General features: G+C 43.1%; 14 protein-coding genes. 10 read left to right on the top strand and 4 right to left on the bottom strand.

All coding sequences use genetic code 11. From position 1 onward, the window contains the following. The first annotated feature begins 138 nt into the window (after positions 1-138). From HFD99_RS05595 to HFD99_RS05585, 3 genes are read left to right on the top strand one after another with little or no spacing between them, the layout of a single operon-like run. Positions 139-1062 carry an ABC transporter ATP-binding protein gene (locus HFD99_RS05595; protein WP_016820480.1) on the top strand — a complete coding sequence of 308 codons (924 nt, stop codon included), beginning with the start codon at positions 139-141 and terminating at the stop codon, positions 1060-1062. Further along, positions 1059-1766, top strand: a complete 708-nt coding sequence (locus tag HFD99_RS05590; RefSeq protein WP_016820479.1) for an ABC transporter permease — start codon at positions 1059-1061, stop codon at positions 1764-1766. Before HFD99_RS05595 ends, HFD99_RS05590 begins: the two co-directional genes overlap by 4 nt. Positions 1767-1779: 13 nt before the next feature. After that, positions 1780-2514 carry an ABC transporter permease gene (locus HFD99_RS05585; protein ID WP_016820478.1) on the top strand — a complete coding sequence of 245 codons (735 nt, stop codon included), beginning with the start codon at positions 1780-1782 and terminating at the stop codon, positions 2512-2514. On the opposite strand, the gene HFD99_RS05580 is transcribed toward HFD99_RS05585, so the two are convergent. Beyond that, entirely contained in the window at positions 2515-3876 is a 1362-nt protein-coding gene (locus HFD99_RS05580) for a lanthionine synthetase C family protein (RefSeq protein WP_123796955.1), read from the bottom strand. It lies immediately after the preceding gene. Between the two features lie 197 nt (positions 3877-4073). Between HFD99_RS05580 and HFD99_RS05575 the strand changes: the two genes are divergently transcribed. The 5 genes from HFD99_RS05575 to HFD99_RS05555 all read left to right on the top strand — a co-directional run bounded on the left by HFD99_RS05575 (position 4074) and on the right by HFD99_RS05555 (position 11412). Beyond that, the gene (locus HFD99_RS05575; RefSeq protein ID WP_016820476.1) at positions 4074-4226 is read left to right on the top strand and encodes an FDLD family class I lanthipeptide; all 153 of its coding nucleotides are present in this window, start codon (positions 4074-4076) and stop codon (positions 4224-4226) included. A 75-nt stretch (positions 4227-4301) separates the two neighbouring features. Then, entirely contained in the window at positions 4302-5567 is a 1266-nt protein-coding gene (locus HFD99_RS05570; RefSeq protein ID WP_016820475.1) for a lanthionine synthetase C family protein, read from the top strand. A gap of 50 nt (positions 5568-5617) precedes the next feature. After that, entirely contained in the window at positions 5618-6295 is a 678-nt protein-coding gene (locus tag HFD99_RS05565) for a winged helix-turn-helix domain-containing protein (RefSeq protein ID WP_016820474.1), read from the top strand. Next, the gene (locus HFD99_RS05560) at positions 6270-9524 is read left to right on the top strand and encodes a lantibiotic dehydratase (RefSeq protein WP_123796956.1); all 3255 of its coding nucleotides are present in this window, start codon (positions 6270-6272) and stop codon (positions 9522-9524) included. The genes HFD99_RS05565 and HFD99_RS05560 overlap by 26 nt, the downstream gene beginning before the upstream one ends. Next, complete coding sequence (locus tag HFD99_RS05555) at positions 9511-11412, top strand: ABC transporter ATP-binding protein (RefSeq protein WP_039276935.1); 1902 nt, start codon at positions 9511-9513, stop codon at positions 11410-11412. Before HFD99_RS05560 ends, HFD99_RS05555 begins: the two co-directional genes overlap by 14 nt. Before the next feature lie 38 nt (positions 11413-11450). On the opposite strand, the gene HFD99_RS05550 is transcribed toward HFD99_RS05555, so the two are convergent. The 3 genes from HFD99_RS05550 to HFD99_RS05540 form a co-directional block, all read right to left on the bottom strand. Beyond that, complete coding sequence (locus HFD99_RS05550; protein WP_016820471.1) at positions 11451-11780, bottom strand: AzlD domain-containing protein; 330 nt, start codon at positions 11778-11780, stop codon at positions 11451-11453. Further along, positions 11777-12502, bottom strand: coding sequence for an AzlC family ABC transporter permease (locus tag HFD99_RS05545; RefSeq protein ID WP_016820470.1), 726 nt, complete (start codon positions 12500-12502; stop codon positions 11777-11779). The genes HFD99_RS05550 and HFD99_RS05545 overlap by 4 nt, the downstream gene beginning before the upstream one ends. 176 nt (positions 12503-12678) lie before the next feature. Then, a complete protein-coding gene (locus HFD99_RS05540; protein WP_017426681.1) occupies positions 12679-13917 on the bottom strand; it encodes an MFS transporter in 1239 nt (412 codons plus the stop codon). 233 nt (positions 13918-14150) lie between these two features. Between HFD99_RS05540 and HFD99_RS05535 the strand changes: the two genes are divergently transcribed. Beyond that, the gene (locus HFD99_RS05535) at positions 14151-14699 is read left to right on the top strand and encodes a helix-turn-helix domain-containing protein (RefSeq protein ID WP_039276938.1); all 549 of its coding nucleotides are present in this window, start codon (positions 14151-14153) and stop codon (positions 14697-14699) included. 99 nt (positions 14700-14798) lie between these two features. Next, positions 14799-15314: an acyl-CoA thioesterase gene (locus tag HFD99_RS05530; protein WP_014599583.1), complete on the top strand. Its 516-nt coding sequence runs from the start codon at positions 14799-14801 to the stop codon at positions 15312-15314. Positions 15315-15382: the final 68 nt, after the last annotated feature.

Here is a 15382-nt window from a genome sequence, read left to right as displayed (position 1 = left end):
ACATCTGTGCCTTCACATTTTGGAGTCCGCTCGTTTTTTTGCCTGTTGTTTAGGAACTGTTTACCTGATGTTAACTTTCCTTCTGTAAACTGTATGTAACTAAAACTTCAGCATTAAAAGTCGAGAGGAGATCAGGAAATGTCTGAATATGTAATACATACACAGCAGCTAACCAGGCGTTTTGGAAAACGAGAATTTGTCAAACAAATAAATCTCCAGGTACCTGAGAAGCAAATTTACGGATTTTTGGGACCAAACGGGGCGGGAAAAACGACCACGATTCGTATGCTACTCGGGCTGATTAAATCCACATCTGGGGAGATTGAGATTTTTGGGAAAAAGCTCAAGGATCATCGCATGGAAATATTAAAGGATGTAGGTTCTCTGGTTGAATCACCTGCCTATTATGCCCATTTGTCTGCATATCGAAATTTGGAAATCGTTACAACAATACGTGGGCTGCCGACCCGAAAAATTCATAAAGTGCTGGATTTGGTGAGATTAAGCAAAGATGCGTATCGACCGGTAAAAGGATACTCCTTGGGGATGAGGCAAAGGCTAGGAATTGCCATGGCGTTGATTGCTGATCCCAAATTGTTGATTCTTGATGAACCGACGAATGGTTTGGACCCGTCTGGTATCCAGGAAATTCGGGAGTTAATTATGAGCCTGCCTGATGCTTACGGAATGACGGTATTGGTTTCGAGCCATCTACTAAGTGAAATCGAACAGATCGCAACCTATGTAGGGATTATTAATCAAGGAGAAATGATTTTCCAGGGAACGATGAAAGAACTTACAGACAAAAGCAAGCCTCAATTATTCATTGAAACCCAAAATCCTGTTCAGGCTGCTGGAGCCCTGATGCAGCATGGATGGATTGCCGGAGCTGAATCCATGGAGCAAAAAGAGGTCATAACTCCTATTGTGGATCGGCAACAATCATCGGAGATGATCAAAGTGTTGGTAGAGCACAATCACCCCGTCTATCGGGTAAGGGAGAAGAAAAAAACATTGGAGGAAATATTCCTGGAGCTGACGGGTAAGGAGCGAAGTTTATGATACTCCAAGTTATCAAGGCGGAAGGATATAAGCTGAAAAAAATATGCTGGTGGCTTCCTCTAATACAGGGCTGTGTCCTTACAGGGATGACTGTCATGGAATGGTATCTCTACTTTCGTCAGGGGCCGGGAGGAGTCTATGCTGGTTTTGCGGTTATGTTTATGTTCATCTCGTTCGTGATGCTGCTTGGCGGTACACTTCTAGCAAGTATTATGGCGGGTACAGAGCATGATACCCAAACATGGAAGCAGCTTATGGCCATGCCGGTTCCCAGAAGCTACATCTACTTATCCAAAATGTTTTGGATTGTGATTCTGCAGTTTGGTACTGCCTTGATTACGATAGCAGGGATGAGTCTCATCTGGGTGCTGTATACAAACGAGCCCATTCCTTGGCGAGTTATGCTGCTGCAGCCGATTAACGCCAGCTTGGCTACTCTGCCTGTACTTGCAATTCAACTTTGGTTGTCTACGCTTTTTACTAATCAGGCATTCCCGTTAGCATTTGGCATATTTGGTTCTATTGCCAGCTTGTTTTTGGCACGAACCAGTATTCTTTGGATTAAATTATTACCTTGGTCGTATCCGGCTCTATCAAGTCCTCTAATTAAGGGATACGTAATGTGGGTGATCATTGCTTTATGTGCAGGGGTCATCTTCACAGGACTCGGTACTCTACAGTTTAGAAAGCATGAATTCAAATAGGAGGAGGAGAAGTATGGGATCCATTTTACGCGTGGAAGCGATGAAGCTTCAATGGGTCATGGTATGGATTCTCATTATATTAGATGCGGTTATCAATTCTTTAATGGGAGTCCTGGAACTGAACGATTTGAAGCAGTTTTATGAGCCTAGCTGGTTAATGCTATACACCTATGCGGCGCAATTTCACTCGATGTTTTTTTATCCGCTTTATTGTGGAATTATCGCTTCTCTTTTGTGCGCATACGAACATCGAGACGGGGGATGGAAGATTTTATTGAGCAGTCCATATCCCCGTCAGCGAATCTATTATGCAAAATATATATTGCTCATTCTCATCCTGTTTCTTGATCAGCTTACATTCATAGTAGGATATTTTGTAGGTGGGTATATAGCAGGTGCTCCAGGAAAAATCCCTTGGTTGCTCGTCCTTTCTACCGGATGGGGAGGGTGGTTCGGGATTCTACCATTGGCAGCCCTCCAGCTTATGCTCTCGGTGAAAATCCGCAATTTTGGAGCTTCACTAGGAATGGCTATTTGCTGTGTGGTGCCTAATATTGTTATGACAGGCTTTCACTCTTCCATAGGCGCATGGTTTCCCTTTACGATTCCTTATTATATCATGTTGCCGCAAACAGCGAGCTATGCTCCTAGAGTTGAGCCTTATAGTCTTGGTTTGATTGTACTTTTTACGTTTTTAGCCTATCTATTTGCTGGAAGAAAGATGTTTGTGAATAGAGATTGGCTGTAGCTAGGATAGCATGAGCATGTAATCCCAGGGCATCTCTTTGTTCTCAGAAACACTTAATAAAGCAGAAGCAATCCCGGCGACGCCTTCAAGCAGGCCTGCTTTTGTCAGCCAGGCCAAAGAGCTGTCTGCCCTTGGCTCGGGGTCCAGATATCCAAGTGGGCTATCGGCTTGAAAGCGATCTATCAGCTGACTGGTTAAGTGTTGAATAAGCGGGATAAACGCTGGTTCCTTACTGTGACACCACATTCGCCAGGAGATCGTAAGTAACCCGGCAAGACCATGACACAATGCAGAGGAGTCCATTTCCTGCTTATTAACCTCATAGGTAATGGCACCAATACAGGCCTTCACAGCCATTTTTTGCAGTTCTTCATTATGAAGAGCCTTCCCGGCAAGATATAAGGAACAGGCAACGCCGGGAGTACCGTAACACCAGGCTTCTCTTGCTCGTTTTAAATCTAACTGTAAAGAGCCTGTTTCAGCTTCAAAAGGAACAATATGAGGCCAGTAGTAGCCGTATGTATCCTCATTTTTATACTTAAGCAGCCATTCCGTAATCGTTTCAATCGCTTGATATTGGCCTTTTACTTCAATTCCAGAACTGTAAGCTACAGATAGTAAGGCCAATGGTCCGGGAATGCCATGTGCCATTCCGCAATTGAAATTACCCATAGCATAATTGCTTTTATCACGATCCAAAAACTGGAACTTTTGCGGAGAGTACCAGCCTGGAACATAGCGGTTGTGAATTTTTATAGGATATGTGAGATCGGTTAAAAATTGAAGAATAGGCTCGACAAGAGGAGTACAACTAGGATCGATTGAGTTCATCACAATATATCTCCCAATCCCGGAGGCTCCTGAAATCGTATCAAAGGATTGCATGGGCATCCCTTCGTGCAGAGCTAATTGTGCTGTATTCAATTGCAGCCATTGTTCTGTCAGAGGAATCATCCATTCATGTATTTGCTGTAAAAAATGGCTGTAGTATTCGCCATGATTGGAGGCTTCTCTCACAGAAGAAGCGATGCCGGTCCAGCCGCTGTAAAGTGAGACATCATTCAGACCTTTTTTAGCAAGTGAAGCTTGAATGTGCTTCATATTCAAGTAGATTGCCTGATTCCAATCATACGTGGAGTCTGAAGCACGACATTGAGATAGTAAAAAAATATTACCCGGATAACCGTGTGAAAGCGAAGTATCTCCCCATGGGTGATATTTTGTTTCGGGTGAAATATTTTGCTCTGCGTGGACTGCTTTGTAGACCGATTCAGGGTTACTCAGGCGCAAGGCGATTGTTGTACTGAAGTCTTTTGCCTGTAATTGCTCGCATGCTTCCATAACAAAATGGTCCGTTTTCATACGAATGCCCCTTTCATTTTTTCCTTCATTATATTGTTGCTCAAAGCTGGCGAGTTGTCCTTAAAAATTCTAAAAAGTAACGAGGGATTATCTTAATTGCATTCACTAAATTTAAGATGGATGTAAGAGTTTTATAAAGTCTAGTTAAGATTATATAAATTATAATAAAATTGTAAAAAATAAAAGGAGGTAGCAAAATGAAAAATCAATTTGATCTGGACTTGCAAGTTGCCAAAAATGAGGTTGCTCCTAAAGAGGTTCAACCAGCTAGCGGTCTTATCTGTACTCCTTCATGTGCAACAGGTACTTTGAATTGCCAAGTTAGTCTTTCTTTCTGCAAAACGTGTTAATAACGAGAAACAAGGTACAAAAGGCACGGTTTTATAACCGTGTCTTTTCCCGGTTATAAAATAGGGGGAGGAATTATGGTTGGAGATTTGCAGGAAAGGTCAGTTGAGATCAGCAAAAATATTACACAAAAACTGATAGACCTATCATATACAGAAAAAATAGTTCATCATAGAAACAACCTTTCACCTTCGCGTGGGACGGCCCCTTGGAATCCCGGCTGGCTTGCTGATGGAGTTCCAGGTGTATTCGTGTTGTTGGCCGAGTGGGGTTATCTGAAACCTGATCAGAATTGGGCAGAACATGTGCATACACAGTTGTTGTATTTACATCGCAATTCTTTAATATTACTACCCGATATATCTCTGTACTATGGTTCTACAGGTGTAGCATATGGAATATTGCTTGCCTCAAATAACAGAGCTAATTATCAGCAACTGTTAAATCAAATAAATGATTATATTCGTACTCAATGGGTAAAGTCACCCGTTATAAATACAATTACAGAGTTCAGCAAGCAGATGGACGTTATCCACGGCCTGCTCGGAGTGGGCAGATACACATTAGAGATTCCTGAAGACGACGAGAAGATGTGCAATCTGACCCATCAACTATTAGATACTATAACGCACTTTATACCTGAATATATACATTCGGTATCAAGGGGAAGTTCGACTTCGATTCATCTAGGAATGGCGCATGGCATCACCGGAATCCTTGCACTACTTGTCACTGCCCTACAAAAAAAGATTAGAGTTAAAGGATTACATGAGGCTATAGAATATATAGCCGATTTTTTGCTTATTCAAATTCAGGAGGATCAATATGGTTTGTATTGGCCTGTAAGCTCTCAAGCGACTTCAATGAACAAGACAGATAACAAAGAAGGAATGAGAGAAATTGAAGGCTGGTGCCATGGAACCTGTGGGATAGCATGGACTTTATTCAGAGCAGGAATGGAGTGTAGCAATGAAGAATGGACAAAGATAGCTGAACAAGCTATGAAATCCGTATTTTGCTTGGATGATGAGCTTTTAAACGCGCTATCCCCCACTTTCTGTCATGGATTGGCGGGTTTGCTTCATATGGCTCATAGATTCTATTACTTCACTGGTAATCAAGCTGCATTAGGCTTTGCCGACCAAATAGCATTAAAGTTGATGAATCTATACGATGAAGAGCTCCCATTTGGTTATCAGGACTTGGAGGGGACAACTCATGTTCATAATATAGGAATACTGCAAGGGGCAACAGGAATTGCATTAAGCTTGTTGGACTATGGAGTAGGGAAGGAACAACCTAAATATTCAGGGAGATGGAGTGAATTGTTTCTAATTTCGTAAAAGCTCTGTCTTAACTGCTTATCTGAAGCCGTGTTTTTGGGGAGGATTAGATGAAACAAAAATTTATGGTTATATCATCCTTTAAGAAGATTAAGCATTTTTTTGAGACTTTAAGCACTCCAGAAAACATTCAAATTATGTTTTATGATTCGCTTTACCAGGCTCTACCGGATATTGATGAGCAGTGCATCGGTGTAGCTTTGAATCAGGATCACGTAACGCTAGAGGATTTATCTCACTGGCACACCATTAAAGAAAAATTTACAGTCCCATTTATCTTCCTATCCTATCATTGTGATGACAAACGGCAATTGGATCTCCTCAAACAACTGCTTTCCATGGCTTCATCTGAATATGGGCTGGAAAGAGATCAGGAGGCAATTAGTTTATCACCCAATGTCATTTTTGATCCTGCTGGTAAGGTTATTTGGAAGCAAGGACATGAGCATATGCTGACGATGATGGAATTTCGATTATTGATGTATCTCCTTACAGCGAAAGAGTGTGCATCCACGATTGATCACATTATAGACAGAGTATGGGGAGTTGATGCTTTTACTACATCTAATACGGTGTATGTGCATATCCGAAAATTGAGAGAGAAAATAGAAGATGATCCAAGTCATCCGAAAATACTGGTAACATGCCATGGAATCGGTTACAGGTTGAATATATTTCCTAAAAACTTGGAGGTGGCCAGTTGTGAAGAGACAACTGCATTACACTGATGCTCATAACCTACATAGAGAACCGAGAGATAAGAATGAACGATGGTTCAGCGCATGTGATTATTTTCTAATCAGAGCCCCATTACTACCGTTAGAGCAATATTTTGAGGTGTTTTCGGATCAAGATGTAGATAGCCATCTTTCTTTGGAGAAAATCACTCGTCGACTAAAGCTTGTGTCCCGTGAAGCTGTTATTCGAGAAGCTATTTCATTGGCCTCTCCGTCCCTTATGCAGTTTCTACACTACTTGAACGATGACGATGCTTTGGAAGATAAAGGAGAGTTACAAAAGTATGAGAAGACGCTGAATAGTTTTTATCGTTATTTTATTCGGATGACTACCCGAACGACTCCATTTGGATTATTTTCAGGGGTGGGGCAAGGGATTTGTAAGGATACTACCCATTTGGACATAGGTACCTATCATCAACATCTGAAGAGAGCTAGACCTGACATGGAATGGATATATAAGATTATCCGAAAAATGGAGTCTGACCCAGTCATATTTGATCAATTAAAGGTTTTCTTAAACCGAACGGTTATGATCAAGGGCGATCGCGCCAAATTACCATTTCGGCCTAAGCATGGAGCGGCAGAAACCGATGATTCGGCCGAAATGTTTAGTTCCATTCGGCTTACGGACGTCGTTCGCCTGACGTTTGAAGCTGCTGAGCATCCGATTCAGGTGATGGAGCTTAAAGAATTACTATTGAAGGCATTTCCTGACGCTACTACGGAAATCATCGCTCATTTTTTGCAGCAGCTTGTAGAGCAAGAGTTTATTTTGAGCGAGCTTAGACCTCCACTGATGGATCACTCACCTTTTCATTACATATTTGAAAAAATTAAAAAAATGGACATGTCTGATCATTGGACTGACATTTTACACGAAATTGATATTTTATTACGACAATACAATCAGTGCATGATTGGAGAAGGAGAGAAGGCCTACCGAGAACTATGTGGAAAAATGCTAGATATCATTGCTGTAAAAACGCCTGTACAGGTCGATGTCAAATTAGCTCAAGAAGTAACGCTGCCGAGACATGTGCTCGATGATGTTGCATTAGGAGCTGAAGTCATGTGCAGGTTGTTTTCATCCCCAAAAACGGATGAACTGGACGAATATTTAAATCGTTTTTTGGAAAAGTACGGAGTGTACCAGGAGGTCCCTATCAATGAACTGTTTGATGAGGATTGGGGACTTGGTATACCAAAGACGTATCGTACCAATGAGAAAAAATCAATGGGCATGGAAGCATTTAAACGCAACGCAGTTCTCTTTCAATGGCTTTCGAATGCCATTGCCAACCATGACATAGAAATCGTTCTTTCAGATGAGCAGTTGGAGCAGCTGACGATATCCGATAATGATGACACTTCCCCGGAATCTTTGGAGGTATACTACAGTATATTTGCCGAATCACCTGAAAAAGTTGATTTAGGAGACTATAAGCTTTTACTTGGGCCCAGCGCCGGTTCTAATCGGGCAGGTAAAACTTTTGGACGTTTTCTGGATATGTTTAGTGAAGAGTATGTTCAGAAATTCTCTGATATTTATGATCATCACCGATGCTTTCATCCCGACGCCTTGTTGGCAGAGATGGTTTTTATGCCTGACCAGGGAAAAATATCGAATATATCACTGAGCAAAAATTTTATGGAATATGAAATCGTGTCCGGAACGACCTCTTCTAAAGATGAGGAGCAGACACTACACATGGATGATTTATTGATAGGTGCAACTCACGACCGTTTCTATGTCAAGTCCAGGCGTTTGGGTAAAGAAATCATCCCCCTGCAAACCCATATGCTTAATTACAAGCTTTCACCGCATGTATTCAGATTCTTGACCGATATCACCAACAAAGAGCTTGGCACATGGTCATACTTTGACTGGGGGCCACTAGAGCAGTCTCCTTTTTTGCCAAGACTTGTATATGGAAAAATTGTTATTAGTGCTGCGCAGTGGAGGCTTGGCAAGGCTGCATTGAATATTTCAGATTTAACTGAGCCTCAAGCAAGGGAGGAGCTTTTTCATACTTGGAGAGAACAGTGGAATGTGCCACGCTATGTTTATTTAACGATGGGAGATAACCGACTGTTATTGGACCTGTGCAATCTCTTCCATATCAAAGAATTGCTTCGTGAGATGAGCAAGATGAGGGAAGGACAGGAACTGCTTCTTACCGAGTGTTTGGGCGATCCATTCCATACCCCGCTACATGGGACCGCTGGAAGATATATGGGGGAATTTGTGTTTCCGCTCAAGAAGAAAAAAATAAAGGGGAAGCCGAGTATTCCAAGTTTACCCCACAAGATGGATTCTCAAAAATTCATGGCTTATACCCCTTCGGGCATTCATAGAGGGTTCCTTCCAGGAGGTGAATGGCTGTACCTTAAATTGTATGGAGTCAAGGAAAGGGAAACGGATCTTATTTCCTTAAGCTTGGATCAACTCCGAAATAACCCGGAATTTGAGGATTGGAGTAAAAAATCTTATTTTTTGCGGTACGTTGATCCTGAGCATCATATTCGTCTGCGGTTTCAAGGAGAGCCAGGTCAACTATGGAGTGCTGGCTTGGCGCAATTAAATCAGTGGGCAGGTGAGCTGCGTGAAGAGGGACTTATCACCCATATGGTACTGGATACATACCTTCCTGAGTTGGAGAGGTATGGAGGGCAGACACTTATGGACCTGGCAGAACAGGTTTTTGACGTGGATAGCCGATGGGTTATCGCCTATATGGCAGGAATTCGTTCCAAAGCTTTCAATCTGGACATAGAGATTGCAGCTGTGATTAACATTATTCACTATTTAAGCAGCTTTGGTTTAACGATTCAGGAGCAAGCGGACTGGCTAGAAGGTAGAATTGACAGCAAGCCTTATATGAAGGCGTTCAGGGATGTTAAAAAAGCATTGATTACCGCTGTAGAATCGGAATATGAATGGATTAGACAAGCGGATACGGCTACACAGGTCGCTTTGTTGGCACTTGTAGAAAAAAGACAGGCCATGATTCAACAGTATGCTCAAGCGATAACCCTGGCTGAAAACAATCATGAGCTTACGAATCATGCTAATGATATTTTAGGCAGTATCATTCATATGCACCTGAATCGTCTGCTGGGTGTAAATCGGGAACGGGAAATGAAATGTATGGCTTTGGCAAAGCATACAGCGGCCAACCTGTTGCATCGGAAAGGAGTGCGCCATGTCACAGTCTAAAGGACAAACCAATGACCTGGTTTCCTTGTCCTACCAAAATATATTTCGTACCTTTTTATTTTGGCCTCGTATATTCAGGCTGCTTTGGGACACACACCCTACTTTTTTGATCGCTATACTTATTACAAATTTGTTGAAGGGTGCCGTTCCTGCTGTGATCCTTTTAGCAACGAGGGAATTAATTAATAGTGTTGTGGCAGGAGCGTCAGGAGGAAGCTTTCAGCCTGTTTTTATAGCTTTTGGTGTTCTAATAGGTGTCAATTTGCTGTACGATCTGATCAATATTGGGGAAAGCTTTTTTCGTAAAATGTTTCAAAGCCGGCTATCAAACCAGGTAAATATCAGAATTATTGAAAAAGCACAAAAGATGTCTTTGCAGTCGTTTGAGGATGCAGATGTGCAAAATATGCTTCAACGTGCTCAGGGAGAAGCAGATTACAGACCATTTGAAATATTTACTCAGATCCTCGCCATTATGAGCAGTGTGGTAACCTTATTTTCGACGGGTGCTATTCTTATTGCGTGGAGATGGTGGGCATTTTTATTCATTTTTCTCATTCCATGTTTGTCATTCTATTCCTTTTTACGCATTGGGCAAAGAGAATTTAATGTTCACTTTCAAAGAGCAGGAAGACAACGCGAATCCTGGTACTTGTCTTTTTTGGTGACGAGAGATAATAGTTTTAAAGAAGTGAAAATATTTCAACTAGGAGATTACCTGCGAAAAAGATATAAAATGATACTCGAAGGGTTTTATCGTGAGGATAAAGTGCTAGCGGTTCGTAGATCCTATACTTCTCTTGCATTTCAGATTGTGAATCAGGGTGCATGCGCATTTATTATTTTCATGGCCATACAAGCCACTTATGTTGGTCAAATTTTAGTGGGGAACCTGGTGAGCTTAATTCAAGGTATCACGTTAACCCAGTCAACGTCGCAGAGTATTGTACAAGGTATTTTAAGTCTGTGTCAAAATAATTTGTATATTAAGCAGCTTTTTGACTTTCTGGATATGCCGGAGGAAACGAAAATGCAAAAGTCAGTTCAACACTTTCCTTTGTCTGCTATACACAGTATTGAATTTCGAAATGTATCGTTTAGATATCCTAACACGGAGGAGAATGCCATTTCTAATGTTAGCTTTACTCTTCATCAAGGAGAGAAGCTAGCCATTGTAGGGAGAAATGGATCGGGTAAATCAACAATTGTAAAGTTACTCACTCATCTGTATTCTGATTTTGAAGGAGAAATCTTAATTAATGGACACTCAATACACGAATTGGATAAAGACAGCTTTAGGGGAAAGATAGGCGTCGTTTTTCAGGACTTTGTACATTATGAGATGTCTGTTAGGGATAATATAGGCTTTGGTCATGTGGCTTCCAGAGAAAATGATGAGGCCATTTGGGCAGCTGTTGATAAGGCAGGCATTGTAGATTTGATAGCTGGTCTGCCAGAAAAACTGAACACTCTGCTTGGAAAATGGTTTGAAGATGGACAACAGCTATCTGGAGGGCAGTGGCAGCGCATAGCAATAGCTAGGGCTTTTATGAGAAATGCCGATATCTATGTGTTGGATGAGCCGAGTTCTTTTTTAGACCCACACGCAGAGAAGGAAGTTTTTCAAAAATTTGATCAGCTTGTTCACGAGAGAATAGGAGTATTTATTTCACACAGATTGTCCTCCGCACGTATGGCGGATACCATTATTTTAATGAAGGAGGGCAGAATTGTGGAAGCGGGCAGTCATAAACACTTAATGGATATGGACGGAGTATACGCTGAAATGTTCAGGCTACAAGCATCTTCGTATCTTTCACAAGGAGAAAGTGAACTTGAGCAAGAGATGCTGTCACCTCCGTTGGTAAAGGCGACAGGCGGATCGTAAGAAAGGACAAATCCCCTCCTATTTTAGGAGGGGATTTTCTATCCCAACCACAAAACTCGAACTACAGCCATACTCACAATACCCACAACCACAGTAGCCAGCAAATTTTTGCTCCACAAAGCGGTCACCAGCGTAGGAAGGACCGCTATAAGCACTTGCCCATTAAGAGTGACCGAGGTTTCAGTTCGTACGAGCAGATTTTCCATGACCAGTGCCGTGAAGATGCAAATGGGGATGTAGGACAGCCACTGTAACACAGGTTTGGGCAACGTCAGTTTTTGCAGCACGACGAAGGGGATGATTCTCGGAATTGCCGTGACAATCATACCGCCGATAATGATATACAGGACATTGGGACTAATATTCATTTGTCAGTTAACACTCCAATCGTTGCGGTGATCATGGTCGCTACAATGACTGCGATATGTGATGGCACCCACCAGGACAAAAGGTACATTAGAACGGCCATACATAGCACAAGCAGCAGGCGATGCTTGAGTTTGGAGGTCTGGACACTTTGGAGTTGGGAAATGAGTAGGGCCAGAAACATTGCAGGTAAGGCAAAGTCTAGACCAAAAGCTTCCGGCTGGGAAATCCAATTCCCTAGCACTCCACCAGCCACACAGGAAGCAATCCAAGCGAGATAAGCTGTAATATTAAGTCCGTTCATCCAGCGGTCACTGACCTGCCCGCCTTTAGCCAATTTATCCGACGCTACCCCAAAGGATTCATCCGTCAAAAGGATACCGATGCCTATGTTTTTCCACAGTGAGTATTTAGAAAAGTAAGGAGCCAATGACGCACTTAAAAGCAGATGGCGAGCATTCACAATAAATGTTGTTAAAATAATGACAGACGGAGGACTGGCTGCCGCCAGCATCGAGCACATAATAAACTGGGAGGCGCCTGCGTATACAAGCGCTGACATCAGACCAATTTCCATGGTGCTAACCCCTGATGAAGCGCCCACAATGCCAGCTGCGAATCCAATACATACATAACCAAGTAGTGTAGGAATACAATCTTTAACCCCTTGTAAAACGCTCAGTGAATCGGGCTTCGTTCCGCTCAATTCCGAAGCTATGGACATGTTAACCTTACCCCCAGTGTATAAATTTTATAATAGTATATAACGGAAATTGCGAAGTATCAATATATTATACAATTGTATGTTATATTGAATAATCCCTATAGCGAACAAGTAGTTCGTAAAAAAAGGGCGCCCCAGTCAGTTCATGACTTACGGGACAACCCTAAGGTGGTGGCTTATATAAGCTCTTGCCGTTTTTTCAGATATCCGTAGAGAATCATTCCCGAGACCGCGCAGATGGCTGCACATAGACCAATAACTCCATATCCCGCCTGAAGCCCGCGCAGTATGCCAAGCTCAGTGGTTGCTCCGTAGACTATCTTGACCCCTTCGATTACCCAGCCGATCACATAGTTGCCAATGACACTACCTATGCCCATCAGTGTGACGACGAACGTAATAGCTGTATCACTGTCTTTCGGATATCTCCGTGCTATGAACGCCATCACGGTCGGATAGATCATTGCAATGCCGGCACCCGATGCGGCAAAGAGAAACGCCAGTCTCTCCCCACCCGCGATTGCTGCAAACGTACATATCGCTGAGAAGGCGGAGAATAGAATCGTCGAAAGTACAAACCCCATCCGGTCTGTGAGCGGACCAAGCAACAGGCGCCCCAACGAGAAGGTAAGAAAAAACGCTGAGAGCATGCTGGACGCCTTCACCGTGCTCCATGAATACGCTTTCTCTAAAAAGTTGACTAGCCAGCCCCCAACTGCGAGCTCAGAGACTACCCCAAACGACAGGATCATTACCATCATCCAGAGTGCCGGATCGCGGGTTAGGGTCTTGAGTGAGGTCCGTTCCTCATGCTGCAGATCGTCTCCCGGGAAGGTGCTGAGCAGCGCGGCCACAATCGGCAGCAGGCAGAGCGACAGCATAGCCAGATACATTCCCCGCCAGTCTAGCGTATGTCCAAATACCGTCAGTGACATGACTCCCGTCGCCAGCAAAGGGGCGACTGTTGAGCTAAGCCCATAGAAAAAGTGAGACAAATTCATCATCGTGCCGGTATTTTTCACAAAAATCCTCGCCCCCAAAATTGCGAGTGCAATCTCCAGCATGCCGTTCCCGATATACATCAAGAAGTAGGACGAAGCGAAGAACGGATACGTGTGCGACAGGTAGATGAACACTCCCGAGATGATCATGGAAGCAAAAGAAATGATGCTGACCGCCTTGATTCCCCACTTACGGACAAGGACAGCGGTGAACGAGCAGGCAATCAAATAACCAAGTGCGTTTAGAGACAACAATGTTCCGAGCTGCTGTTCATCCAGATTGAAGTCGAATTGAATGCGTGGAATGGCAGGACCTTTTATATTTTCCGAGATACCAAATACAATAAAGCCAATAAAAATTGTCGCCAGCTGCATCATGTACATGTGGCGGGACTTGCGGGTTTGCGGATTCAAATTTAGTCCCTCCTAGATAGTCAACGTTGATTTTCTCGCCTGTTGGGTGTTCAGGGATGAAAAAGTCACAGGATAGCGGCCCCCTTCAGGATATTACAATAGTTTTGAAAAACGTTTTAGTAAGTGAAGTTTAAGGACATTTATAGTTAATGTCAACAGTAAATTATAGCTACAGCGGACACTTTTGTGTATTCTTCATATATAGACTTTGGGATACGAGGAGGTATAATTCGGTGGATTCAATGCAATATATTATTGGTTCTAATTTGGCTCAAATTAGGAAAACTAGAGGACTTAGTTTGGATAAGGTGGCTGAACTGACAGGGGTTAGCAAAGGGATGCTGGCTCAAATTGAGAAGGGGAAATCTAATCCTACGGTAACCACACTTTGGAAGATTGCGAACGGCTTGCACGTATCCTTCTCCACTTTTCTTAAGGAAGACCCGCCGCAAATCACCAAAATTCGTAGAGCAGATCTGCATCCAGTTATTGATGAGGACGGTAACTATTTTGTTTACCCTGTCTTCCCGTATCACTCGGAAAAGAAGTTCGAGGTATTCACGGTAAGTCTGAAGCCAGGCTTTACACACAAGGCAGAAGAGCATCTGGGAGAGGAAACGATTCTCATGATCCGTGGGGAAATGTACTTTGAAATGCAGGGGCAACAGCTCCAATTGAGTGCAGGGGACGCCGTACAATTTCAAGGATCTGATATCCATACCTATCGTAATAATTCGGATGAGGATGCCGATTTTTATGTATTGATTTATTATGCGGATTAGTGGGATGATTAACATAGTCTACAACAGACTTCCACACAGGATTCTGCAAAATCCTGAGATATAAAAAGAGAGCAACGAGGAAAAGAGAGGAAAGAACCCATGGAAAGCAAGTACATCCGAGAAACCTACTGCTTTAAGACGTCCCGAGTATTTCCCAACGATATCAACAATCATAACACGCTCTTTGGAGGCCGATTGATGTCGTATATCGACGATATCGCATCTATTGCTGCCGCCAAGCTGTGCCGTACGAACACAGTTACAGCCTCGACGGATTCGGTAGATTTTTTGCTGCCTATCCACCCGAGCGATTCTGTCACGCTGGAAGCGTTCGTAACTTGGACAGGCCGCAGCTCGATGGAGGTGTTCGTAAAAGTGATTCGCGAGGGATTGATGACTGGCGATCGCAAAATTGCAGCTACCGCCTTCCTGACCTTTGTGGCATTGGACGAGAACAATCGTAAAGTGACCGTCCCACAGGTGATTCCGGAAACAGAGGAGCAAATACAATTACACCAGACGGCTCCATCGCGCGCAGCCATACGGCGTCAGCGGAGGGAAGAAAGCAAGCAGCTGGCTAGTTTTCTGACGACAGATTTTCCGTGGGAAGTGTAGTGTACTAGACATCCCCATTTTACCGTTTTAGCATAAAAAGGAGCCGTTTTCCGTTAGAGATCACTACG

This window comes from Paenibacillus sp. EKM301P, from assembly GCF_011800295.1.
Classification (GTDB): Bacteria; Bacillota; Bacilli; order Paenibacillales; family Paenibacillaceae; genus Paenibacillus; species Paenibacillus polymyxa.
Note: the sequence above shows the minus strand (reverse complement) of the source record. Positions and strands in the feature narration are given on the sequence as shown.

Coding starts and splice junctions, on each gene's coding strand:
- HFD99_RS05595 (WP_016820480.1), top strand. CDS start 139: ATGTCTGAATATGTAATACATACACAGCAGCTAACCAGGCGTTTTGGA.
- HFD99_RS05590 (WP_016820479.1), top strand. CDS start 1,059: ATGATACTCCAAGTTATCAAGGCGGAAGGATATAAGCTGAAAAAAATA.
- HFD99_RS05585 (WP_016820478.1), top strand. CDS start 1,780: ATGGGATCCATTTTACGCGTGGAAGCGATGAAGCTTCAATGGGTCATG.
- HFD99_RS05580 (WP_123796955.1), bottom strand. CDS start 3,876: ATGAAAACGGACCATTTTGTTATGGAAGCATGCGAGCAATTACAGGCA.
- HFD99_RS05575 (WP_016820476.1), top strand. CDS start 4,074: ATGAAAAATCAATTTGATCTGGACTTGCAAGTTGCCAAAAATGAGGTT.
- HFD99_RS05570 (WP_016820475.1), top strand. CDS start 4,302: ATGGTTGGAGATTTGCAGGAAAGGTCAGTTGAGATCAGCAAAAATATT.
- HFD99_RS05565 (WP_016820474.1), top strand. CDS start 5,618: ATGAAACAAAAATTTATGGTTATATCATCCTTTAAGAAGATTAAGCAT.
- HFD99_RS05555 (WP_039276935.1), top strand. CDS start 9,511: ATGTCACAGTCTAAAGGACAAACCAATGACCTGGTTTCCTTGTCCTAC.
- HFD99_RS05550 (WP_016820471.1), bottom strand. CDS start 11,780: ATGAATATTAGTCCCAATGTCCTGTATATCATTATCGGCGGTATGATT.
- HFD99_RS05545 (WP_016820470.1), bottom strand. CDS start 12,502: ATGTCCATAGCTTCGGAATTGAGCGGAACGAAGCCCGATTCACTGAGC.
- HFD99_RS05530 (WP_014599583.1), top strand. CDS start 14,799: ATGGAAAGCAAGTACATCCGAGAAACCTACTGCTTTAAGACGTCCCGA.